At 68.8% G+C, this 22702-nt stretch carries 22 protein-coding genes and 1 pseudogene; 9 read left to right on the forward strand and 14 right to left on the reverse strand.

What is annotated here, in order from left to right; all coding sequences use genetic code 11:
* Positions 1–202: 202 nt before the first annotated feature.
* Entirely contained in the window at positions 203–385 is a 183-nt protein-coding gene (locus tag OG975_RS45715; protein ID WP_406335673.1) for a hypothetical protein, read from the reverse strand.
* A gap of 4 nt (positions 386–389) precedes the next feature.
* On the opposite strand from OG975_RS45715, the gene OG975_RS45720 reads away from it, so the two are divergent.
* Complete coding sequence (locus tag OG975_RS45720; protein ID WP_406335674.1) at positions 390–581, forward strand: hypothetical protein; 192 nt, start codon at positions 390–392, stop codon at positions 579–581.
* 45 nt (positions 582–626) lie between these two features.
* On the opposite strand, the gene OG975_RS45725 is transcribed toward OG975_RS45720, so the two are convergent.
* Positions 627–1928, reverse strand: coding sequence for a transposase (locus OG975_RS45725; RefSeq protein ID WP_406335675.1), 1302 nt, complete (start codon positions 1926–1928; stop codon positions 627–629).
* 165 nt (positions 1929–2093) lie between these two features.
* Between OG975_RS45725 and OG975_RS45730 the strand changes: the two genes are divergently transcribed.
* Complete coding sequence (locus OG975_RS45730) at positions 2094–2642, forward strand: YciI family protein (protein ID WP_406335677.1); 549 nt, start codon at positions 2094–2096, stop codon at positions 2640–2642.
* A gap of 162 nt (positions 2643–2804) precedes the next feature.
* Here the strand turns inward: OG975_RS45730 and OG975_RS45735 are convergent, their stop codons facing one another.
* Entirely contained in the window at positions 2805–3203 is a 399-nt protein-coding gene (locus tag OG975_RS45735; RefSeq protein WP_406335678.1) for a DUF4440 domain-containing protein, read from the reverse strand.
* 643 nt (positions 3204–3846) lie between these two features.
* Between OG975_RS45735 and OG975_RS45740 the strand changes: the two genes are divergently transcribed.
* On the forward strand, positions 3847–5592 hold the full coding sequence (locus OG975_RS45740; protein ID WP_406335679.1) for a DNA/RNA non-specific endonuclease: 1746 nt from the start codon (positions 3847–3849) through the stop codon (positions 5590–5592).
* A 473-nt stretch (positions 5593–6065) separates the two neighbouring features.
* On the opposite strand, the gene OG975_RS45745 is transcribed toward OG975_RS45740, so the two are convergent.
* Positions 6066–7259 (reverse strand): amidase domain-containing protein, encoded by a 1194-nt coding sequence (locus tag OG975_RS45745; RefSeq protein WP_406335680.1) that lies wholly within the window; start codon positions 7257–7259, stop codon positions 6066–6068.
* 335 nt (positions 7260–7594) lie between these two features.
* On the opposite strand from OG975_RS45745, the gene OG975_RS45750 reads away from it, so the two are divergent.
* Complete coding sequence (locus OG975_RS45750; RefSeq protein WP_406335682.1) at positions 7595–8512, forward strand: NADP-dependent oxidoreductase; 918 nt, start codon at positions 7595–7597, stop codon at positions 8510–8512.
* Between the two features lie 68 nt (positions 8513–8580).
* Here OG975_RS45750 and OG975_RS45755 read toward each other — a convergent pair whose 3' ends face one another.
* From OG975_RS45755 to OG975_RS45765, 3 genes are all read right to left on the reverse strand, one after another.
* Complete coding sequence (locus OG975_RS45755) at positions 8581–9567, reverse strand: nucleotidyl transferase AbiEii/AbiGii toxin family protein (protein ID WP_406335683.1); 987 nt, start codon at positions 9565–9567, stop codon at positions 8581–8583.
* Positions 9564–10211 carry a hypothetical protein gene (locus OG975_RS45760; RefSeq protein ID WP_406335684.1) on the reverse strand — a complete coding sequence of 216 codons (648 nt, stop codon included), beginning with the start codon at positions 10209–10211 and terminating at the stop codon, positions 9564–9566. Before OG975_RS45760 ends, OG975_RS45755 begins: the two co-directional genes overlap by 4 nt.
* A gap of 176 nt (positions 10212–10387) precedes the next feature.
* Positions 10388–10789 (reverse strand): hypothetical protein, encoded by a 402-nt coding sequence (locus OG975_RS45765; protein ID WP_406335685.1) that lies wholly within the window; start codon positions 10787–10789, stop codon positions 10388–10390.
* A 102-nt stretch (positions 10790–10891) separates the two neighbouring features.
* Here OG975_RS45765 and OG975_RS45770 point away from each other — a divergent pair, with 102 nt between their 5' ends.
* Together OG975_RS45770 and OG975_RS45775 are read left to right on the forward strand one after the other, a co-directional pair.
* On the forward strand, positions 10892–11998 hold the full coding sequence (locus OG975_RS45770) for a hypothetical protein (protein WP_406335686.1): 1107 nt from the start codon (positions 10892–10894) through the stop codon (positions 11996–11998).
* Between the two features lie 246 nt (positions 11999–12244).
* A complete protein-coding gene (locus OG975_RS45775; protein ID WP_406335687.1) occupies positions 12245–13489 on the forward strand; it encodes a MalY/PatB family protein in 1245 nt (414 codons plus the stop codon).
* 63 nt (positions 13490–13552) lie between these two features.
* Here the strand turns inward: OG975_RS45775 and OG975_RS45780 are convergent, their stop codons facing one another.
* Positions 13553–14503 (reverse strand): helix-turn-helix domain-containing protein, encoded by a 951-nt coding sequence (locus tag OG975_RS45780; RefSeq protein WP_406335688.1) that lies wholly within the window; start codon positions 14501–14503, stop codon positions 13553–13555.
* A gap of 110 nt (positions 14504–14613) precedes the next feature.
* Here OG975_RS45780 and OG975_RS45785 point away from each other — a divergent pair, with 110 nt between their 5' ends.
* Positions 14614–15645 (forward strand): saccharopine dehydrogenase family protein, encoded by a 1032-nt coding sequence (locus OG975_RS45785; protein WP_406335689.1) that lies wholly within the window; start codon positions 14614–14616, stop codon positions 15643–15645.
* A gap of 57 nt (positions 15646–15702) precedes the next feature.
* On the opposite strand, the pseudogene OG975_RS45790 reads toward OG975_RS45785, so the two are convergent.
* Positions 15703–16558: pseudogene (locus OG975_RS45790) on the reverse strand (RNA-guided endonuclease InsQ/TnpB family protein).
* A 26-nt stretch (positions 16559–16584) separates the two neighbouring features.
* On the opposite strand from OG975_RS45790, the gene tnpA reads away from it, so the two are divergent.
* Positions 16585–16932, forward strand: coding sequence for an IS200/IS605 family transposase (gene tnpA, locus OG975_RS45795; protein ID WP_406335690.1), 348 nt, complete (start codon positions 16585–16587; stop codon positions 16930–16932).
* Between the two features lie 427 nt (positions 16933–17359).
* On the forward strand, positions 17360–18862 hold the full coding sequence (locus OG975_RS45800) for a hypothetical protein (protein WP_406335691.1): 1503 nt from the start codon (positions 17360–17362) through the stop codon (positions 18860–18862).
* Between the two features lie 273 nt (positions 18863–19135).
* Here the strand turns inward: OG975_RS45800 and OG975_RS45805 are convergent, their stop codons facing one another.
* From OG975_RS45805 to OG975_RS45825, 5 genes are all read right to left on the reverse strand, one after another.
* Positions 19136–19753: a TOPRIM nucleotidyl transferase/hydrolase domain-containing protein gene (locus OG975_RS45805; protein WP_406335692.1), complete on the reverse strand. Its 618-nt coding sequence runs from the start codon at positions 19751–19753 to the stop codon at positions 19136–19138.
* A gap of 281 nt (positions 19754–20034) precedes the next feature.
* Positions 20035–20457 carry a nuclear transport factor 2 family protein gene (locus OG975_RS45810; protein ID WP_406335693.1) on the reverse strand — a complete coding sequence of 141 codons (423 nt, stop codon included), beginning with the start codon at positions 20455–20457 and terminating at the stop codon, positions 20035–20037.
* A 5-nt stretch (positions 20458–20462) separates the two neighbouring features.
* Positions 20463–21269: an MBL fold metallo-hydrolase gene (locus tag OG975_RS45815; protein ID WP_406335695.1), complete on the reverse strand. Its 807-nt coding sequence runs from the start codon at positions 21267–21269 to the stop codon at positions 20463–20465.
* Between the two features lie 35 nt (positions 21270–21304).
* Positions 21305–21931: a DsbA family protein gene (locus tag OG975_RS45820; RefSeq protein WP_406336748.1), complete on the reverse strand. Its 627-nt coding sequence runs from the start codon at positions 21929–21931 to the stop codon at positions 21305–21307.
* A gap of 153 nt (positions 21932–22084) precedes the next feature.
* Positions 22085–22579, reverse strand: coding sequence for a MarR family winged helix-turn-helix transcriptional regulator (locus OG975_RS45825; protein ID WP_406335696.1), 495 nt, complete (start codon positions 22577–22579; stop codon positions 22085–22087).
* Between the last annotated feature and the right edge of the window lie 123 nt (positions 22580–22702).

The raw sequence follows: 22702 nt of genomic DNA on the forward strand, positions 1-22702 counted from the left end.
TGCCGGTGCCCGGCCGTGATGATCAGGGACATGGGGTTTTGCCCCTGTTCGGTGGCGAGGTGAATCTGCGTGGTCAGCCCGCCGCGGGACCGCGCGAGGCCGTGGTCGTCCGGCTCGCTGTGGATGCCGCCGGGAGGCTCTTTCTGGAGATCCCCTTTTTGGGGGCGCCACCGAGCACCACGAAGCCACCGTCGCCTTGGACCTACTGAGCGAGGAGGCCGGCCGCCTGGACGTCCTGGGCGACACCGCCTACTCCAGCAGCCGGGCCCGCCGGGCCCTGGAGGAAGCCGGCCACCGGCTCTTCGTGGAAACGGCACCCCTGCGGCCCGCCGTCCCCCGGCGGCTTCACCCTGGACGACTTCGCCGTCGACACCGCCGCCGACACAGTGGTGACCTGCCCCCTGGGCCACACCGTGGCCTGGATCGTCCAGCACAGCAACCGCCGCCTGCACTACCGCGGCACCCTCAAGAACGACACCTGGCTCCACACCCGAGCCGCCGCCCCCAACCTCCGCCGCCTGATCAACCTCGGGCTCACCCACACCGGCACCACCTGGCAACTCAACCCAGCCACCGCATAGAACTCGTGACACGATCTTGTGACCTCAGAGATGGGGCACCGGTGCTCATCTCTCGGGGTCGGACCAAGTCGCCACAAGTGCTCGCCGATCTGGAAAGCGGGGACCGGAGACCGTCTCCTGGGTGGTTTCACCGTTGAGCCAGCACACTTGCTCGGGGCCGCCGTCGCCGGTGTCGAACAGGCAGCACACTGCGCCGCTGGCGGCGGCGAGGTCGGTGAATACCTTCCTGATGTTGGGCGACCGCGCGAACAAGCGGCTCATCGTCGACGTCGCTGCCCAGCATTCCACCGACGTGTAGCCAGGGTGCAGGAAGGATTCGAATCGGATCGTCGCGTAGATGTATCCGATCTGGCTGCGCCCGTCCGCCCCGGGTTCAGGGCCGTCCGTGCTCGCGTACTCGCGCAGCGCGTCATCGACGTCGAACATCAGGGATGTGTCGAGCGCGAGTGTGCTGCTCGTGGAGCAGTCGACCGGCTCGCTCGTGAAGTGGGACGTGAACGGGAGGACGAGCCGCTCACCGCCGGGAAGGGTGATCTCAAGCGGCGGCACAGCACGGGTCGGTGGGGCCAGCTCGGCCAGATTGGCCAACGCCCTGGCGACGTTCCGGGGACGCAGATAGATGTCGTAGCCGTAGATCAGCCCCATGCTTCCCCTCTGCCGGATCGAACCGCACCCTCTCATGCCCCGCCCCTGGGGTGCCCGCTGGTTTCGGGCATGCCGGTCCGGCGCCACAGTGGTTTCCCGCTGCTCCTTGCCTGCGTAAGTGCTTGGAACCTTGGCTGAGATGAAGGCGTCATGGAGTTCGGGTCTGCGTTCCCAACGGACGGCGAGGCGTTTGAAGTGGTGGAGCAGGGCGAAGGTCTGCTCGACGACGTAGCGGAGTTTGCCGATGCCCCTGATGTTCGGGGCGCCCTTGCGGGAAATGACCGGCAGGATCCTGCGCTTGCGGAGTGCGGCCCGGTTCGAGTTCGAGTCGTAGCCCTTGTCGCCGAGCAGGGCGTCCGGTCGTCTTCGCGGCCGGCCGGGGCGGCCTGCGACAGGCGGGATGCCGTCGACGAGCGCGAGGGTCTGGGTAACTTCGTTGACGTTCGCGGCGGTGGTGATGACTTTGATCGGGGTGCCGCGTCCGCCGCAGATCAAGTGGTGCTTGCTGCCGGTCTTCCAGTCGAGTTCGCCGGCCGCGTTCAGCTCGGCGAGCAGAACGCAGTGCAGCTGGTCGAAGACTCCGGCCTGCTGCCAGCGGCCGAGGCGCCGCCAGCAGGTCCGCCCCGAGCCGAACTCCAGCTCCAGCGGCAGGAGTTGCCAGGCTATGTCGTTGTAGAGGACGGAAAGAGGCCGCCCGGCCAACCAGCATGGCCACTTGTCTCTGCTGCGGCTGAGCGCGCCGGCGGGTTGTGGCCGCGCCTTCCGTGACGGCTGTGCGGCCTGATGGAACGCTGCCGTGATTGCAGCGTGGGGTCATCGTGGCCAAATCCCGTTGAGATACTGCCGTGTTGGGGAGAGTCTGTGGGCATGGAGTTTCTTTGCTACCACCGCGATAGGCCCGCCTCGGTCACGTTGCGCGACAAACTGCTGGAAGAGCACTGGTCGTACATGGACGGGTTCGCGGCGGAGATGATTGCTCGCGGCCCGACCCTCGCCGACGACGGCGAAACGGCCACCGGCAGTGTGCACATCGTTGACCTGCCGGATCCCGCTGCCGCCCGCGCGTTCGCCTTCGACGAGCCCAACTATCAGGCCGGCGTGTACCGGGACGTGCTGGTGCGCCGGTGGCGCAACATGCTGGGGCGCACCATGTGGGATTTCCCTGGTGGCCGGACCGGTGGCAACCGGTACCTGGTGCTCGGCCTCGGCTCGGAGCAGGCCGCCGACCTCGTCGTGCCGCCCGACCGGGACGAGCTGATCGCGTACGGGCCGCTGCTGTCCGACGACGGCGCCACCTGGCTGGGTACGGCGGTGTTGCTCCGGGCCCCGGACCCGGACACGGCACGCGCCGTCCTGAGCCCGGACCGGTATGCCGACATCGAGGTCCACGACTGGCAGTTCGGCGGGCGGCAGTGATGAACCAAGGACGCGCCGCGCGGACGGCATCTGGCGGTTGACTGCAAGACATCCGGTTGTGGTGGTGCTCGGAGTTCTTGGCCGGGACGGGGATGTCGGGGTCCGATTTGGGGCGGGCCGCGTCAGCTCGGGCTGCATGGCTGCGGCCGGATGTTGTGGTGGTCAGGCGTGGTCGTGCCAGGAGAGCGCTGTAATGCGCCAGCCTTCTGGGGTGCGGACGAATTGAATGGTTTTGGTTCCGCTGCCTTCGAACGGTTTGCCGTCCAGCGTTCCGGATTTTTGGTAGTCGCTGAATCGTGAAGCGATGTCGCCTGCGATTTCGGTGCGTTCGGTGGTCTCCCGTTCGGAGAACTCGATCAGCCGGCCGTCGGTCAGGAGCTGTTGGCGGGGTTCGATGAACTCGTCCAGGGTGTACACGGTGAATTCCGGGCCGGTTTTGACGATGATGCCGGAGGGTAGGACGAGCCGACGGATTCGTGTCACGTCGGGTGTCTTGCCGCCCCGGTTGTCGAAGGCGCCGAAGAACTCGGCGGTCACCAGGTCAATGTCGGTCTTGGGCATCGCGCGACAGTAACACGCCCCCGAATGCCCTGGTAGTGCGGCGGGAGTTGCGGCGGCCGGTGGCTGCGGTGGTTGTCGTGGCCGGCTGCGGAGTTGCGTGCCGGCCGGTTCTGCCGATTCGCGCACCACCCCTGACCAGGTTGGTCCCGGTCGGTCGGGAGAGTGGCGGCCGGCTGCTGATGGCCTGTGTGTGAAGGATGCGAAGGCCGCTGTGTGACGGCTGCGGCCATGTGACCGCGGGGCGGGGGTGGGGGAGGGGCGGCTGTTTGTGGTGGGGTCACGGTCGGTTCCGGTGGTGGGTGTCCGGGGCGTGGTGTGACGTCCTGTGCACGTGGGTGTTCACCCGAGTGGGTCATTATCTTGCGGCATATGACGCACTTATGCGTTTCGCTGGGTGTGGAGTGGTGGTCATTCGGGTGGCTGCCGCGCCTGTTGTCGCTGGGGGGTCGCTGGGGGGCGGTGCGTGTGGTCTGTGCCGTCCCCTTTTCCTCTTCGTGAAGGGACACCCTCGTTGATGGTCACGAACACCGGTAAGAAGGCGGCGTCGTCATCCGGGAAGTCGGCTCTGGCGCAGGACAAGCTGATTTCTTCGCTTCGGCAGTACATCCGTTCGCGGGGGCCGGATCTGCTGAAGGATCCGAATGTGTCGTCGGTAGGCATCGGGCACAAGGTGAGGAACGGCACGCGGGGCAAGCAGGTCGTGCTGCAGTTCACGGTGAAGAGCAAAGCCGAGCCGGAGGCACTGGAGGCACTGGGTACGGCTCTGATACCCGAGACCGTCATGGTGGACGGAAATGCGGTGCCCACCGATGTCATCGAGCGCAGTTACAAGGCGCATTTCCGCAGGGTGGCCGAGGTTGAGAAGCCTGAGCGCAAGACCCGTCTGAACCCGGTATTTCCCGGGGCGAGTGTGGGCGGTGTGACGGTCACGGCCGGGACGATCGGCTGCATTGTCTTCGACAGAGCCGACGGCACTCCGTATGTGCTGAGCAACTGGCATGTGCTGCAGGGCCCGGACGGCAGGCTGGGCGAGGAGATCGTGCAGCCCGGTCGTTTCGACGACAACCGGATCGACCGCAACCACCTCGGCGCGCTGAAGAGGTCCCACCTGGGCCCGGCCGGCGACTGCGCGGTGGCGAGCATCGACGAGGGGCGGACCTTCGAGCAGAAGATCTGCGAACTCGGTGTGGCACCGCAAGAGCTGGGCGATCCGGATCTCGGCGACAAGGTGATCAAGAGCGGACGGACCACCGGGGTCACCCACGGTGTGGTCCGTCGTATCGACACCATGGTCAAGATCGACTACGAGGGCGATGTCGGCGAGAAGACCATCGGCTGTTTCGAGATAGGCCCCGACGACGACCATCCGCCGGCGGACGGCGAGATCAGCAGCGGTGGCGACTCGGGCGCGGTGTGGCTGATCAAGCAGAACGGCAAGCCGAGCAAGGTCATCGCGGGGGTTCACTTCGGCGGGGAGAGCACGGGCGATCCCGACGAGCACGCGCTGGCCTGCCTGGCCAGCTCGGTCTTCGAGAAACTCGAGATCAGCCTGCAGCAGCCCTCCGCCGAGGAGGTGCAGCCGCTGCAGGGCTACGACGCGGAGTTCCTCGGCACGCAGATAGACGTCCCGCAGCTCACCGCGGACATCAGCAATGACGCGGTGCGGCTGGACGGCAAGGAGGTCATCCCCTACACGCATTTCTCGCTGACTCTCAGCAAGAAGCGGCGTTTCCCGTTCTGGGTGGCCTGGAACATCGACGGCGGCAGTCTCAAGAAGCTCAGCCGGTCCGGTATCCCTTTCACCAAGGACCCGCGGCTTGCCGCGGACGCGCAGGTGGGCAACGAACTGTATGAGGGCAACCGGCTCGACCGCGGCCACATCGCACGCCGCGCCGATCTGCTGTGGGGCAGCCTGCCGGAAGCCAAGAAGGCCAACACCGACTCGTTCTTCTACCCCAACATCACCCCGCAGATGGACGACTTCAACCAGAGCGCCAAGAACGGACTGTGGGGCCAGTTGGAGGACGCCGTCTTCGCCGACGTCGAGGTCGACGACCTCAAGGTCAGTGTCTTCGGCGGGCCCGTCTTCCAGGACGACGATCACACCTACCGGGGCGTGAAGATTCCCCTCGAGTTCTGGAAGGTCATCACCTTTGTCGAGCAGAGCGAGCTGAAGACCAAAGCGTTCCTGCTCACGCAGAACCTGGATCAGCTCGAAGCCCTGGACCTCGACGAGTTCCGCGTCTTCCAGGTCCGCCTCGACGAAATCGAGGAACGCGCCCACATCCGCTTCCCGGCCGCTCTCCACAAGGGCGACCAACTGCTCGTCCCCGAAGCCGCAGCCGACCGGGCACCCCTGGCGGACCTGAGCGACATCCACTGGGACTGACTCCTGCCACCCACCCCACCCCACCCCAGCCCGGCCATGGCCGGGCTGGGCCCCGGCATGCTCTGTCCGATGGCACTGGCAGGGCATGCCGGGACGGCACTTTGAGGACGCGTCACGTTCCCCGGACCGCCCGTGCGGGCCGTGCCGCCCGGCGCCCCCGGTCCGGTGCCTCCGCTCTGCGGCCCATGCCCATGCCCATGCCTGTGCCTGGGACCGTGCTGCCTGCCTGGTGGCGGCTGCGCTATGATTGATCTTGAGCTTCCCGCCGGAACGTGCGGTGGTGAGCCCGGCGTTGGTGGTCCAAGGAAAGACGTCCCGCTTCCTGCGGGGAGATGCAGGTGCAAGGCCTGCCCAGCGCTCCACACAGCCCCGCCCCCCGGTGTACCGGGGGGCGGGGCTGGCCTTTTTCTCACGGGTGCCGTGCCGGCGGTGTGTTCCTGCCGTCTGCCGGCTCCCGCCCTACAAGGGACCGCTCAGGTGCGGTAGGCGTAGTACGCCGCGTTCGGATACGACGCGACGATGCTCGCCACCGACCTGTTGTAGGTGTTGGTGGAGTGGTACGTCACGTACGGCACGCCCTGCGGGCTGCGGTAGGTGACGATCATGGTGTGGTCCTTGGACCCGTCCTTGTTGAAGTCCATTTGCAGCACGTCGCCGACGTCCAACTGGTAGACGTTGGCGAGGCTGGCGACCCGCTTGGAGGACAGGGCGAACCACGAGAACTCGTTGACGCCGACGAACGAGTCCGACTGGATGTCAGAGTTGCCGAACCACTTGTGGAAGTCGTACGTGTAGCCGGGCACATGCTTCCAGCCGCCCGCCTTCAGGGACTGGCTGACGAAGTTCGTGCAGTCGCCGCCGGCGCCCTGCCCGTTGAAATCCGGGTAGGCCGGGTTGTAGTTCTTCCAGTACTTGGCCGCGTACGCCGCCATGGCCTTGTAGTCGTAGCCGGTGGCGGAGAAGTTCTTCGGCTTGGCTGCCGCGGGCCACGTGGTGGCCGAGCGGGCCGCCGCGGGCGGGTTGCCGTCGTCAGCGGTGTTCGGCGCGGCGACGAACGTCGTGGTGGCGACCTGATTGACCGCGACACCGTCGTCGGTGTCGCGGATCCCGGTCAACTGCCAGTCGCCCTTGCGGTCGGCCTTGAACGTCAACTGGTGATGCGCCTGGAAGCCGGTGGTCTTCGGCTCGTTCGGCTCGTTGCCCTGGGCCTTCTCGTACGTCAGCGTCGTGGTCTCGGTGACGTCGACTGTGGCGTGACGGCCCTTCACCCGCGTACGGTCCAGCGCGACGCTCGTGTTGGCCGAGCTGTACTTCTCGCCGAGGGACGCCAGGCGGGACTTGCGGCCCTGTAGCTGCGACAGCGCGGAGTTCTCCTCGCGCGACAGCGCGGAGGACAGCCGCACGTCGCCCGAGAACCGCGATGCCAGTGTCCTGCTCTGCCTGGTCTTGCCGCTGTCCACCAGCGTGTCCGTACGGTCGGTGAAGACCGCGTCCGCCAGCTGCTGGAAGGTGGCCCTGGTCGACGGATCCACCTTGACGTCGCCGGCGACACTCGCCGCCCCCGCACTCCAGTTGGGCAGCAGCGCCGCGCCGGCGACAACCGAGGCAGCCGCTGCCGTGACTATGGTCGCCCGTCGCCGCTTACGGCTCAGTTTCCTTGATCTCAATGGTGTTCCCCTCTACGCCGGTACTCGATACCGGGAGCCGCATCCTCGCATGACATGTGAGCCTCCTGTGAAGGGGGTTGCTGAAGGGACATGGCAAGAATGCGCAAGAGGGCCTCGGCTCCACCGTTGCGAGGGGCCGCCCACAGGAGGTCGTCGCGGTGCGTCCCCGTACCGGTTGCGATACCACCGTTCGTTTCCACACATCCTCGGACCGTTGATCCTGGGAAGAAAGCGCTGTTCCTGAGCCGTTGACTGCGACGGCACGGTCGATGTGTGGCCATCGGGGGCCTGGCCGTCCAAGGCTTGTCCGAACGAGGAAGAGCGGTGATCACGCGATGAAGGCGGTGCGGTTCCACGAGTACGGCGGGATCGATGTGCTGCGGGTGGAGGAGGTGGAACGGCCGGCGCCCGGCCCCGGGCAGGTGCTGGTCGAGGTCCGCGCGGCCGGGATCCAGCCCGGCGAGGCGATGATCCGCAAGGGCGCACGGCACGGACGTTGGCCGGCGACGTTCCCCTCCGGGCAGGGCAGCGATCTGGCCGGCGTCGTGGTGGAGCTCGGTCCGGAAGTGCGTGGCTTCGCGGTGGGCGATGAGGTCCTGGGCTTCACCCATAACAGGGCGAGCCATGCGGAGTTTGTCGTGGCCGACGACGTGCAGCTGACCTCGCGTCCGGAGGAGCTGTCCTGGGACGTGGCCGGGTCGTTGTACGTGGCCGGCACGACCGCATACGCCACCGTGTTCGCGGTGGACCCCGGACCGGCCGACACGGTCGTCGTGTCGGGTGCGGCGGGCGGCGTCGGGTCCCTTGCCGTGCAGCTCGCGCGGCGGCGCGGCGCCACGGTGATCGGGCTGGCGAGCGAGCGGAACCACGCCTGGCTGAAGGATCGCGGTGTCGTCCCGGTCGAGTACGGGGAGGGCGTGGCCGAACGGATCCGGCAGGCTTCCGACGGGAACGTCGACGCGTTCATCGACACGTTCGGCGACGGCTACGTGGAGCTGGCAGTGGAGTTGGGCGTGCGGCCCGAGCGGATCAACACGATCCGCGACTGGCAGGCCGCGGCCAGGGTTGGTGCGCGAACCTACGGAGAGGGCGCGGCGGCGTGCGCGGTCGTGCTCGGCGAGCTGGCCCGGCTTGCCGCGCGCGGGGAGTTGGAGGTGCCGATCGCCCGTACCTACCCGCTGGAGCGGGTGCGGGACGCGTTCCGCGAGCTGGAAGGGGGGCACGCCCAGGGCAAGATCGTGCTCCGGCCCTAGGGACTGTCCGCCGGACAGTCCCTGGCTGCGAGATCAACCGCTCAGTGCCAACGGCCGTTCCATGGTTTCTACCGTCCCAACACCGGTTCCAGCGCCCGGCTCAGGCGCTGAAGCCACTCCTCGGCCGTACCTCGTACCTGTGGGTGGTCCGCGCGGAAGTCCTCCCAGTCCACGGCCCACAGTGCCACCGCGTCCAGGCGCAGGGCGTCTGCGGCCGCCGTGTTGCCCCGCTCGTGGCGGAACACCTTGCGCAGCAGCCGTGGGGACAGCTTCGTGGCTTCCGCCTCCGCGAGGAGTACGGCGTCGTAAAGGTCCTTGGCCTGCGCCCGGCCCTCCGTGGCGCAATCGGCGTGCAGCCACAGCAGTTTCCAGGCGAGCGACAGTTCACGGCCCGCGGTGCGCACGACGGTCGGCCCGGCGCCGTCACCGCGGGGTATCGCCGTCAGGACAGGGGGCTCCGGGAGCCACTCGTCGCGGGCGAAGTCCAGCCGCACCTCGCCGGGCGGGAGGCCTTCCGCTTCCCAGGGGACGATCAGGCGTATGCCCGGGGTGTCGTACTCCGAGTAGGTCCAGGTGCCGTCGTTCCGGGCGGCGTCCGCGTCGAGCACCACCCCCGGCGCGGCCACCGGCCGCTCACGCACCAGGCCGAGCAATGTTTCATGTGGCGGGCAGTCCTCCGGCTCCGCTTCGATGATCCAGTGCAGCCCTTCCGGCGGCACCACGGGCCGAAGACCCCCGGTGGCGAACTCCTCGAACTTCCAGATCTCGTACCGGTCGGCGCCGTCGGCCGCCTCTGGCCACTGCTGCACGACCTCCACGTCCTCCACGTACGGATACGGGTGCTCGGGATCGACCGGGACCAGTAGAGGCCGGGGAATGATCCAGTCGAGGTCCGCCGGATCCCGCGCGTCTGCCCCCACCCACGCCGGCATCACCATGCTGCCCCGCAGCACCAGGGCGTCGCCCAACGGGGACCCGACGACGAGGCCGAGTAGGTGATCGAGCACAGCCCGGTGCGCGATGCGCCATCGTTCGTCGTCCACGGACCAGGTCACCGGACGTCCGTCTTCTCGTCGATCCACCCGCTGTCCAGGGCTGGATGGTCGTCGTGCACGACGAACTCTTCCTCGACCTCGACGGCCTTGAATCCCGCCGTCGCGAGGGCATCGAGGAGGGCGTCGAGACGGCGGCGGGCCTCGGTGCGGCCGACGCCACGGCAGCGCTGGGTGACGAAGCGTTCGTGACCGCGGTCGCCCAGATCGCGGCGGGCGTTGCGCGACACATGGGCGGTGTGCCGCTCGGCGAGTACGCGCACCGCCGCCATCTCGCTCTCGTCGGGGAGGGCGAGCTTGACGTGGTGCTCGAAGTAGCAGCCGGGAGGGAGCCCCTGGGCCTCGGCGGCCGTCCGCGGCACGTCCTCGTTCCACGGTGCCGCCTCGATCTTCACACGGGCGACGCCGAACCCCTCGGCACCCAGCCGCTCGATCCATGTCAGCGCGGCCTCCCGCTGTGCCGACAGGACACTGTGGCCTCGCACCGTCAGCATCGGCTGGTCAGGGGTCGCGCCCTGGTCGAGCACGATCCGCGTGTACTTCACACGGTGGCGCTCCGCCCAGCGGCGTATGCGGCCCTCATCACCGGCCATGGAGGTGCACACCACCGTGAGATGAGTTTCGAACTCCCCCGCGAAATCCTTCACTACCGCCCCACCCTTGCCCGTCTGCTCACCAGCGGCCAACGGTACTGACAGCCACTGACAGCGACGGCGAGGCGACGGCGTCCTTGCCCGGCACCGACCTGCGCTTGTTCTTGACCTGGGGCGTCGAACGGCGCCTCGAACCGGGTCGCCCCGGGGCTCATGCTTCGCCCAGGCACTCACGCTCGGTCCGCTGAGCCTCGCTTGTCCTCAACGTGGACGACGTGAAGTTCGGTGCCATCGCGATGGCGCTTGGAACGTCCGAACAGCCCGACAGCGATCTCCGACTGCTCGTGCGGCTCATCAGGGCCGACATAGGTAAGGACGTCGTTGTGGTGCCCGGTGACGGCCCATCCCTCGGCGTCCTTGAGGTCGATCACCCCAAAGTCTCCTGCCGAAGATCCGGCATGCACCGGGCCGAACTCCTTCAGGATCTCGGTGGCCTGTTCAGCAAGGTCTCCATCCGGAGCGGTCAGCACGACACAAGTGCCGTGCTCGAACAGCACCCACGACTTGCGAGGGTCGGCGAGAAGCCGCTGCCAGACGTCTACGAGTATCTCGGTGTCCACGGCGGTCATCATGCTCCACGCCGTGGCGGCGCTACGGCCCCGCAGCGGACGAAAATACGTTGGCCGGCCGCCGCCGAGCTGCGACGATGCCCCTGTTTGCCCAGTGGAGGACATTTGTTCGTTTTCGCGTGTGCGGGGTGCGGCGCCACACTGACCACCCCGCTGTCCCAGGTCGCCCTGCCGGTCCACGCCCATCAGAAGTATGGGAACGGGATTCAGCTCCCGGTGCTCATGGAGTCGGGCACGTTCGCCGTGGACCCGGAGCCCTGGGGGCCGCCGTGGCGGAGGTGGGAGGAGATCGACCCGGACGAGGCGGTGGCCCGCGGCGTCTATGCACCGGTCTACGCCCTGTCCGACGGCGCGCCGGGCGCGATCGTCATGGCACCCGGAGATACCCGCGGCACCCTGCTGATCCCGGAGAAGGGCGGCGGCTATTGCTGCGGGCTCGACGGGGCCGACGGCCCCAACATGGCCTGCGAGGCGTGCGGCCTGCCCGTGGCGAGCAGGATCGACGACTGCTCGCTCTGGCAGGCGGTGTGGCTTGCCCCGAACGCCGTGCGTCGCCGCCCCGTCGACGACGCCGACGCCGCACCGCTTTCCTGGGCGGAGTTGATGGCAGAGGGGAAGGGCACGCCCCCGTTCGAGCCGATCGCCACGTGGGGATCGCGGGTGGGGTCGAACCGCTGGTGGTCGTGGAGCCCGCAATGGGAGGCGGCAGCCGGCCGGGCGCTCGCCCACCTGCTGGCGGCTTCGGAAGGCCGGTCGGTGACCGTCCCGGACGGCCTGATCGAGGAAGTGTTCCAACGCGCCCTCGACGCCCTGCTGCCCGCGGGTCCGCCGGCGCGGCGCGCCGTCCTGGCCGGACCGGGACTGCCCGCACCCGACGCGGACGCCGGCATCCTCCTCGTGCCGGACCATCCGCAGACGGGGGAGACCTGGACCCCGGCCAACCCGGCCGCCTCGGCATACTCGGTGCCACTGCCGTTCGGGGTGTGGCTGTGGTTGGTTTTCCCCGAGCCGTACCTGCCCGTCCCCGCGTCGGGCGGCATGCCCGACGGCGTCCTCCGCGACGACCTGCCCGCGCCGCGCCCGCGTCACCGCTTCCGGGCTGACCCGGGAGCGTTCCGGCACACCCTGGTCCGGCTGCCGGCCGTCCGCAGCCCGTGGCTGCGCGAGATCCTCGAGAACCTCACGCAGCACATGCGCGCCGGCTACTTCTAGCCGGCTGACAGAAGGCGCCGACACCCGATCTCCTACGGTCCCGTCACGGTCAGCCGCCCTTCCTGACCGTCATCGAGTGAACCGAGCGACGTGCCCGGGGTAGGGAGGTAGGAGGCCCTGGAGCAGGCGCGGGGCAGCGGTGTGACCGCGGACGTCTTCTGTGCGGCAGCCGGCGTCGCCGGGATGCTGACCAGAGTCGCAGTAGCCCACCTACAGACCCGGCGGGCCCGGGGATTGGAGCGCGGAATGGCAGACACCACGAAGAGAGCAGCCCCCGATGTCGCCGAAGCCGGCCGGACGGATCCTCTCGTTCAACTGTCTCTGGAACAGTTGCGACAGCGCACTAGCATGAAGTGGCGCGCCCACCCCGAGGACGTGCTTCCGCTCTGGGTGGCGGAGATGGATGTGCCGATGGCTCCGCCCATTGCCGAGGTGTTGCGCACCGCGATCGACCTCGGCGACACCGGATACGCGTACGGGACCGGCTACGCCGAGGCCCTCGCCGCGTTCGCTGTGGAGCGTTGGAAGTGGGACGGGCTGCGTGTCGAGCACACGGCGATCGTGCCCGACGTGATGATGGGCATCGTCGAAGTGCTCCGGCTGATCACCGGTCCCGGTGACGCGGTGGTCGTGTGCTCCCCGGTGTACCCGCCCTTCTACGCGTTCGTCGCCCACGACGCCCGTGAGGTCATCGAGGCACGCCTCGGTCCGGACTTGCGCGTCGACCTGGACGCCTTGGAGGACGCCTTCGTACGGGCCCGATGTCAGGGCCGCCGCGCCGCGTTCCTGATGAGCAACCCGCACAACCCGACCGGTGTCGTCCACACCCGCCAGGAACTGGAGGCCATCGCGGCCCTCGCCCGCAAGCACGGCGTGCGGGTGGTGTCCGACGAGATCCACGGTCCGCTGGTGCTGTCGGGGGCCACTTTCACCCCCTTCCTCAGCGTTCCCGGGGCCGAGAACGCGTTCGCGCTGACCTCCGCGTCCAAGGCGTGGAACCTCGCCGGTCTGAAGGCCGCCCTGGCCATCGCGGGCCGCGAAGCCGCCGACGAACTCCGGCTCCTGCCGGAAGAAGTCAGCCACGGCCCCAGCCACCTCGGGGTCATCGCTCACACCGCGGCGTTCCGCGAGGGCGGGGACTGGCTCGACGAACTACTGCTCGGGCTCGACGACAACCGGCGCCTGCTGGGGCAGTTGCTCGAAGAACACCTCCCTGACGTGTGGTATCACCGGCCCCAGGGAACCTACCTGGCCTGGCTGGACTGCACCTGGCTGGGACTGCACAGCGAGTACGGCGCCGGTGGCCCCGGCGTGGTGAGTGAACTGTCCGGACCCGCGAAGTTCTTCCTCGACGAAGCCAGGGTCGCCCTCAGCTCCGGGCATGTCTTCGGCTCCGGCGGCGAGGGATGCGTACGCATCAACTTCGCGACGACACCGGCCGTCCTGCGCGAAGCACTGATGAGGATGGGACGCGCGGTACGCGACCTTTGAGAAGTCCTCTTGGAAGGCTGCTGCTCATGGCTCAGGAGCGTGGATGGGGTTGCCCGCTGTCGTTCAGGCCGGGCGGGTCCGCAGGCGGAAGGTGCGGCGGTAGGTGTCCGGAGGCACGCCGACTGTGCGGTTGAAGTGCCGGCGCAGCGTCGTGGCGGTGCCCATGCCGGTGGCCGCCGCGATGGCGTCGACGCTGTCGTCGGTGGTCTCCAGCAACTCCTGGGCGTGGCGGATCCGCTGGGTCAGCAGCCATTGCAGGGGGGTGGTGCCGGTCACCGATCTGAAGTGGCGGCCCAGGTGACGCGAGCTCATCCGCGCCTGGCGGGCCAGGTCCTCCACAGTCAGCGGATGGTCCAGGCGTTCGATCACCCAGGGGAACAGATCGGCGAGCGGGTGGTTGTCCGGGGCGGGCACCGGGGTGGTGACGAACTGGGCTTGGCCGCCGTCCCGGTGCGGCGGCACGACCAGGCGGCGGGCGAGGATGTTGGCGATCGACGAGCCGTGGTCGAGACGGACCAGGTGCAGGCACAGGTCCATGGCGGCGGCTTTGCCTGCGGAGGTGAGCCCGCTGCCGTTGTCCACGTAGAGGACGTCCGGGTCCACCGTCACCTGGGGGTAGCGGGCGGCGAGGGCTTGGGTGTGCGCCCAGTGCGTGGTCGCGCGCTTCCCGTCCAGCAGGCCGGCGGCGGCCAGTACGAACGCGCCGGTGCAGAGGGAGGCCACGCGTGCGCCGGCATCGTGGGCCGCGCGCACCGCGTCGACCAGGTCGGCGGGTGGGTCCTGGTCGACGTCGGCCCAGCCCGGGACGATCACGGTGTCGGCGCGCGGGAGCTGGTCGAGGCCGTGGTCGGGCTCCAGCCGGAAGCGGCCGACCTGTACGGCGTCCGGCCCGCAGAGGGCGATGTCGTACCAGGGGCCCGTCACGGCGGCCGGGGCGGGGCCGAAGACCTCGTAGGCCAGGGCCAGTTCAAAGTGCAGCATTCCGTTGGTGACGGCCAGCGCGACTGTGTCCATGTCCGGAATTGTGTGGGGCGTGTCGTTCCGGACACTAGTGTGGGGTGCCCGCCCTTGCCAGGATGTCCGTGACGGATCGCGGCGGATCATTTTGAGCACGGAGGAGAACCATGGGGTCGGGGCAGGCAGTGGCGGTGTTCGGCGCGTACGGGCACACCGGACGTTTCGTGGTGGCGCAGCTGCGGGAGCGCGGGTTCGTTCCGGTTCTTTCCGGCCGAGACGCCGACAAGCTGAAGGAACTGGCGGCATCCGAGCCCGGTTTGGACGTCCGTCCGGCGTCGGTCGACGATCCGGCTTCGCTCGACGACGCATTGGCCGGTGCGGCGGCTGTGATCAACTGTGCCGGGCCCTTCGCCACGACCGCCGCTCCCGTGATCGAGGCGGCACTGCGCGCCGGGATCCCGTATGTGGATGTGGCAGCCGAGATCGAGGCCAACGTCGACACGTTCGCGCTCTTTGCGGACCGCGCTCGCGCCGCGGGAGCGGTGGTCGTCCCCGCGATGGCCTTCTACGGCGGCCTCGGTGACCTGTTGGCCACCGCGGCGATGGGCGACTGGACGGCCGCCGACGAGGTGCATGTCGCGTACGGGCTCAGCGGTTGGCACCCGACCGCCGGGACGCGCGAGGCAGGCGCGGTCTCCCGGGAGCGGCGGGGTGGCCGGCGCATCCGCTATACGAAGGGGCAGTTGGAGTACCACCTGGACGCCCCGCCGGCCCTCACGTGGCCGTTCCCCGACCCGATGGGCCCGCGGGCTGTCATCGGGGAGTTCTCGATGGCTGACGTGGTCACCGTGCCCAGCCACCTCGCCGTCCCCGAGGTGCGCAGCTACATGACCGTCGAGGCGGCCAAGGACCTGTCGGCCCCGGACACCCCGGCGCCGAGTGCGGTCGACGAGCGGGGGCGGTCCGAGCAGACCTTCCTCGTCGACGTCGTAGTGCGCTCCGGCGGCACTGAACGGCGCGCTGTGGCGAGGGGCCGGGACATCTACGCCGTTACCGCACCGCTCGCGGTGGAAGCAGTCGAGCGCATCCTCACGGGACGGACCAGGACGGTCGGTGTCGCCTCCGCCGGCGAGATCTTCGACGCGCCCGACTTCCTCCGCGCGTTGGCCCCGCACATTTCCCTTGAACTGAGCCATTGACTTGCTCCTCGGGCTGAAGCCCGAGGATTCTGGCCTTCCCTACCGGCTGCTGTGCCGCTACGCGGCACAGGGGTCGGGAGAGAGTCCGTGGCTTCCTGTTTCGTAGCGCTGTGCCGGGACGAGTCCTGGTCTTAACTGCGCTCCGCAGGCTGTAACCGCCAGTCCGGCGGCCGTTTTGACGTTTTTCGCGGCGTTGTGGTCCCGGTCGTGGAGCGTGCCGCAGGCGGCGCAGGTCCATTCCCGGATGAGCAGGGGTTTGGGGCCGTCGTTGGCCCCGCACTCCGAGCAGACCTGGCTGGTCGGCTCGAACCTGCCGATCTTCACCAGGTCGATGCCGACCATCTGGTCGGTGTCGGGCATCCGGGCGGCGTCGGCGGCCGGGTCGGTGTCGATGACGAAGGAGGGGAAGTACCGCCCGGCCGCGTCCTTGATCACGGTGACCGAGCTGGGCTGTGTGGGCAGAGTCCGTGACCACTTCACCCGCACCGCGCCGATCTTCGGCAGGTTCAGTCGCCCGTTGCCGGTGATCGACCAGCGGGCGTTGGCCGTGAAGCGGATCGACTGCCTGCTGTCCTTGCGGGACTTGAACCGGGGCGCACCGATCTTCGCGCCCTGGCGCTCACCCTTGAGGGAGGCGAAGAAGTTCTTGTAAGCGGCCTCCACGTCGCGCAGCGCCTGCTGCAGGATCACGACGGAGACCTCGCCCAGCCAGGACCGTGCCTCGGTCCGTTTCGCCTCGGTGATCAGCCTCTTCGACAGCTCGCCCGCCTTCGGGAAGGCCTCGCCCGCCCGGCGGGCGTGTTCGCGGGCGCGCACGGCGTCGTTGAACACGACGCGGGCGCACCCGAACGCCCTCGCCAGCGCGACACGCTGGCCGGAATGGGTACAACCTGAGGGCGTACCGAAGCTGCATGACAGCCACGCTAGACACTTGGATCAATGGGCGGGATACAGGAGATCAGAACTGGCTGGCACTGTGTTCTCCTGATGCATGTGCACGTGGTCTTGGTGACCAAGTTCCGGCACAAGGTGTTCACGGACGCTCATCTGACACGCATGGAGGAGATCATGCGGTCGGTGTGTGCGGACTTCGAGGGCGAGCTGGTGGAGTTCAACGGCGAGGACAACCACGTCCACCTCCTGGTCGACTTCCCGCCCAAGATCGCTGCCACAAGGCTCGTCAACTCCCTCAAGTGCTGGTCCGGGCCCTACTTCGCCGGCACCGTCGGCGGCGCCCCGCTCTCTGTGGTCAAGCGATACATCGAACAGCAGAACCGGCCCGTTTGAGCACCGTCCGGCTCCGCCGGAACCAGTCATTGCGACGCTCCGCGCCACGGTGGTGAAGATGCACCATCCGGCTCCGCCGGACCAGAATCCGCGACGCGCCGCGTCGCCACCATCAGATTCGCTTCACCCCCGGCCTGAAGGCCGGAGCACTGCGAATGAATCCTGGTAGCGGGCCGGCCGCCCACGCTGCACTCCGGGTTGCCGGCCAGCCTGGAAGCCGCCCGACCGGCCGTCCCCTCTCATCCCGACGTCGTCTCACTGCGGAGAAGCCAGTGACCGGCCGGCTCACCGGTTGACGTCACCGGTCACCAGGGCCTGGCGACCTGACGGTCGCCAGGCCTGCCACGCGCTCCCATGAGTTTGCGGAGGTCGGCAGCAGCCGCTGGGAGTGTCGACTTGGTCCGGTGATCGCTGGCACGATGTCCCGATGCCCTCCTCCCTTGCAGAACTGTGGTTGCGGGGCGTCGCGGCCAACCCGGCCGCGCCGTCCGAGGTCCTGCTACGACTGCTGGATCCGGCTGCGCGCGCAGCCTGGAAGGTCCTTTGCGAGGAGCGTGATCTTCCCGCGGACGTCGTCGACGCGGTGATCGCACATCCGGAGCGGGCCGTCCGCCGAGGACTCGCCCGCAATCACCATGTTGGTCCCGCGCAGCGCGGTCGGCTGGTCAACGACCCTGACCCTCGCGTGCGCGCTGCTCTCGCCTCAGGCCCCTACCCGCGACTGGGCAGGGTTGAAGCACTTCCCGAAGATGTCCTGGAAACCCTGCTGACCGCGCAGGGCGACATCGATCACGACCGGATCGTCACAGCGGACGAGATCAGACAGGAACTGGAGTTCTCAGGGCAGATACCGCCTTCCTTCCAGCACAAGATGGCGGATCACCCGAACCCCGAACTACGGGTCCGCGCGGCCAGGTTGTGGCTTTGGCTCACGCCCGGCCAACGCGATGCCCTGCTGGCCGACCCCGACCCCGGAGTGCGCGACGCCGCGCGAGATAGAAGCCGGGTCCTGGATGCCGCGAGGATGGAGGCCGAACTGCCCGAACCCGACTGCCACCACCGGGGTCTCCTGCTCGGCGAATACGCCGTCTCCCGCGCTGTGGTCGAGGCGTGCCTCGCCGCAGGACGTGACCTGCTGAGTCTGGCGCGCAACCGTCACACACCCGCCGACGCCGTCGCGCGTCTTGCGCGCCACCCCGATCCCAGCGTGCGCGGACGCGTGGCCAGCAGGGCCGACCTCGATCCTTCACTGCTGGCGGAACTGGTCGATGATCCCCACGGCGCGGTGCGCACGCGGGCACTGCTGCAGCCGCTGCCGCGCACGTGGGCGCAACGTGGTGCCATTGACCGGATAGTCGGCCGCAGTGCCGAGGAGATCGGGCCGGTCGCCGAGATGCTCGCAGAGCCGGACGCGAGCTGGTACGAAGCGTGCGCCGTCTCCGTGCATCCCCTGCTCCGCCGAGTCGCCGCAACCTCGCCCAGCCTCCCGGAGGAACTGGTGAAGCGTCTGGCCGGCGACCCCGACCCGCATGTGCGGCACCTGCTCGCCTACAACCACCCGCTCGCGCCGCCCGACATCGTCCTCGACGCCTTCCTTGCCGCTCCCCGTCGGCGCCCGTATCTGCTGACGCTGCCTCGTCTGCCCCGCACCGGACTGCAACGCTTCCTCGACCACGAGGACCCCGACGTGCGCGCACTGGCCGCCGCCGACACCACACTGGACCAGCCGCCCATCCACCTGCTCACCGACCCCGAGGCCCGTGTACGCCGAGCCGCCGCCGCCAACCCCCTCCTGCCTCCCGATCTGACCCGGACACTTCTGGAGAACCCCGAGACGGCAGAAGGGGCGGCAGCCAACCCGAGCGTGCCCACCGAGCGCCTTCACGGGCTGCTCGACCTCAGTGGGCTGGCCCGCGCGGCTCTGCAGTGAGTCCACAGCATCGGTTCGACCTCGCGCTCCAAGATCGTTCGACGCCCGCCGCGGGTCGCCCTGCCCGTCTTTCACGGAACTGCGGCCACAGCCGAAATTGCTGAGCGCCATCAGCGAGGCCGGTGTCAGCCACATACTCTCCGTCCACCTCGCGCTCCGCACGACCGCTCGCGAGCAAACGATCGACCCCGACTTTCACAGCGACCGCCTTCACCGCGGCCCACTCGGTGACGTACTCGGGCCGCACCTCACGAGGTTGACGTCGCCCACCGGTCAGAGGCTGGCGAGCAATCCGTCGAGTGGGGCGGGTACGCGGTCGGGGTGGAGGGCCTCGACGAGAACGCGGCCGTAGCGGATCTTGCGCCCCTTCTTCGTGCCGAGGAAGCGCCGCAACTGCTGCTGCGAGGTGCGGCCCTGCTGAGCGGGCTGGCGCAGGAAGGTCTGCAGGGCGCGCAGGTCGCCCTCCGCCCGGACGAGCTCCTCCACCCGTGTCACGCCCAGTGCGCGAATGAGCTCGTCTTCCAGATCCGCCGCGCAGACGAAGAACCCCTGCTGTGCTGCACCTGCCTGCTCCAATGCGCGCGCGTAGTAGCTATGCTCCGCCTCGTCGCACAGTCCCGTGAGGCGGAGGCCCAGGCCGGGTGGCCCGAGGCGGCGGGTGAAGTGCCCAACGCTCATCGCACCGCCCATCGGCAGGACGCAGACTCCTTCGTCCGCCAGGTTCCGGCCGCGGCTCGCGGCCAGCGCGCTGACCGCTGCGACGTCGCTCGGCCCTTCGAGCAGGACGGCTGCCCGGACGGACAGCCGCGCGGCCAGCTCGCGCGCGGGATCACCGGGGCCACCGGCTGCCCACGCGATGACCGCCTCCCGGAACGCCCCCATGTCAGCCACGAGACGAGTCTGCGCCCTTCCCGGCCACGGTGGTAGGGAATTTCCGCCGACGTGCCGCTCGGCGGTGAGCAGTGGGGCCCGACGGACCGATCACCTGTCTACCGCCCCATCCCCATCCCCATCCCCATCCCCAGCCAGAGCAGCACAACAACCAGACTCGTCATGCCGACTCGGCACACGCCCTCGTGATTCCGTTGTGTGGGGTGCGGCAGCCCGATCGGCTGGAGATCTCCTGGCAGTCAGGTCGGTCACGGCCTTCAAGGGCTCGCCGCCAGAGCCGCTCAGTTCGTCATGGCCTCACGGACGAGTGCGGTATCGACGAACTGCTCGAAGCGGACGATCCTTCCTCCGCGCACGGTGAAGTGGTGGGCGACGCGGACGGCGAGCCGCTTTCCGGTCGCCTTGTTGGCGGCGGTGTAGCGGGCGAGGACGACGACGTTCTCGCCGTCGACCACGTATGTGTCGTCGTGTGCGGTCCACTCGTCCCAGTCTTGCGCGAGCTTCTCCATGACGTTGGAGGTGACTCCCGCGGGGGTGCGGTACGTACCGGCCAGGGGAAAGCCGGCCATCTCGGTCCACTCCACGTCGGGGGCCAACGTGGCGCGCAGGGCCTCCAGGTCGCCTGCCGCCGAGGCCAGGTACTGCCGGCGGACGACGTCGGCCGGGGCGTCGGAGTGTGCGAAGTCGGTGCTCGGTACGGTCATGGTCGTCAGCCCCAGGTCATTTCGCCCTTGGCGACCTTCGCACCGATCTGCGCGGCGATCAGCATGCCGTGGTCGGGGTAGCGGCGGACCAGTGCATCGGTCAGCGCGGTTCCGTCGGTGGCCTTGCCGAGTTCCTCTTCGAAGGCGGTCAGGTAGTCCCGAGTGGCTGTGATGGCGGAGGCGTCGGCCGGGGTGTCCGGGAGGCGGTGGCCGGGGACGACCAGCTGCGGGTCGAGAGCGGCCATCTCGTCCAGCAGGTCGATCCAGGCGGCGCGCTGTTCGGCCTTGGCGGTGTCGGCGACCCAGACATGCTCCTTCTGGAACAGCAGAACGCCGCCTACGATCGCGCGGTGCTCGGCCTGCCACAGGTAGTGGCGGTCGGGCAACTCCCCGCTCCCGCCCCGAAGTTCGAAGCGGTGGTCCTCGAAGGTGATGTCGCCGGTCAGCGGCTCGAGGCCGACCAGGCGGGTGGGCAGGTTCGCCCCGAGCGCCTCCCATGCCTTGAGCTTGCCCTCGTACGAGTGCTGGATGTGCTCGATGACGTGCTCAGTGGCGAGGAACCTGGCGTCGGGGAAGGCGTCGGCGAGGACTTCGGCGCCGAAGTAGAAGTCGGGGTCACCGTGGCTGATGAGAACCGTGGTCAGCTTCTTGCCGGAGTCGAGTACCTCGGCGGCCAGCCGGTGGCCGTCGGCCCGGGTGAAGCCGGCGTCGACGAGCAGCGCCTCGCTCTCACCGGTGACGAGGGTGGCGGTCTTGTTCTTGATGCCGGCGGGGAAGTCGAGGTCGAGGACCTTGAAAGAAAGCGTGCTCATGAGTGCTCCTGGGAGGGGGGACTAGGGGCGGAGAGTCAGGACGTGTGGGCGACGCCGACGGCAGCAAGGCGGTGGTCCACCTCGTCGGCGGTGGCGTGGCCGCGGGCCAGGGCGACGGCGCGCGAGTCGTCGACGGCGATCAGGGTGGGGAAGGCGGTGACGCCCAGCTCGGAGGCGCGGCGGAAGTCGGCCTCTGCCGCCTCCTGGGCCTGCGGCGCTTCGAACGCGGCCACCACGGCGTCGGCGTCCAGGCCTGCCTCACTGGCGACCTGCCGATAGGTGGCCGAGGCGGCCAGGTCGAGCCCGTCGGCATAGAAGGCGTGTTGCAGCGCCACGGCGAGTTCCACCGCGCGGGAGGGGGCGGCCTGCCGCAGGGCGGCGACGCCGCGGGCGGCGGCCTCGGAGTCCATCACGAACGAGCCTTCGACGGCGAGCCGCCGGTAGCTCTCTCCGAAACGGGCACCGGTCAGCCGGCTGATCGCGTCGTTGGCCTCCTGGATGTGGCCGAACCGCGTCATCGGCACCCGGCGTTCTCCGGTGAAGAGGCCGCCGGAGACGACGTCCACCGGCAGTTCGGGGTGGCGGGAGACGACCTCGCGCAACGTTCCGGAGAAGCCGTGCGACCAACCGCAGTAGGCATCGAAAACGTAGACCAGCTTCATCGACGACCTCGACAGGGGTGTGACGCCCACCGGATGCGGGCGATTCACCTGACAAAACAGTAACTGACGCGTCAGATATTTCCACCTGCTTGTGAACCACGCCACACCTGTGCGGCCGATCTCATGGAACCAGCGCTGAGCCCTCGGCGCAGGTCAGGGCAGTCGGGGCAACACGTCCCGAGCCGAGTGGCTGAGGATGCGCAGGTTCTCCGCGAACCGCTCGCGGTCCTCGGAGGGGAGCGGCTCCAGGAAGTATCGCTTGAGGTTCTCCACGTGGGCCTGAGAAGCGCGGACCGTCGTCTCCTCGCCCAGCGGAGTGAGCCGCACCAGCTTCGCGCGCCGGTCGTCGGGGGCTTCCATACGTACCACGAGCCCCGCCGCCTCCATGCGGTCCACCAGTCTGGTGGCGCCGCCCGTGGTCAGGACCTGTTCCTGGGCGATGGCTCGCATGGAAAGGCCCGGCGCGCCCGCCCGCCCGAGGATCAGCAGCACCTCGAACATCAGATGGCTGATCCCGCACTCCTCCTCGAGCGCCCGCCCGAGGATGTACTCCAGCCGGTTGGCGGCCCCCTGCAGCCGCCCGAAGGCGAGGATCAGCTCGTGGTCCGCAGCCTCCTTCGCGGTCTTGATCCCCGCGTGCTCGCTCACAGCCTCGCCGCCTCTTTCATCGCCCCGGGTGTCACCGTACCGATCATGCCCGGGGCGGCGGGGGTGACGGCGGATATGGGCCGCCCGGAGCTGCGGGGTGAGGTCGGGAAATCCTCTGCGGGC

Origin of the sequence: Streptomyces sp. NBC_00203, from assembly GCF_045206325.1 — a bacterium.
GTDB lineage: Bacteria > Actinomycetota > Actinomycetes > Streptomycetales > Streptomycetaceae > Streptomyces > Streptomyces lutosisoli.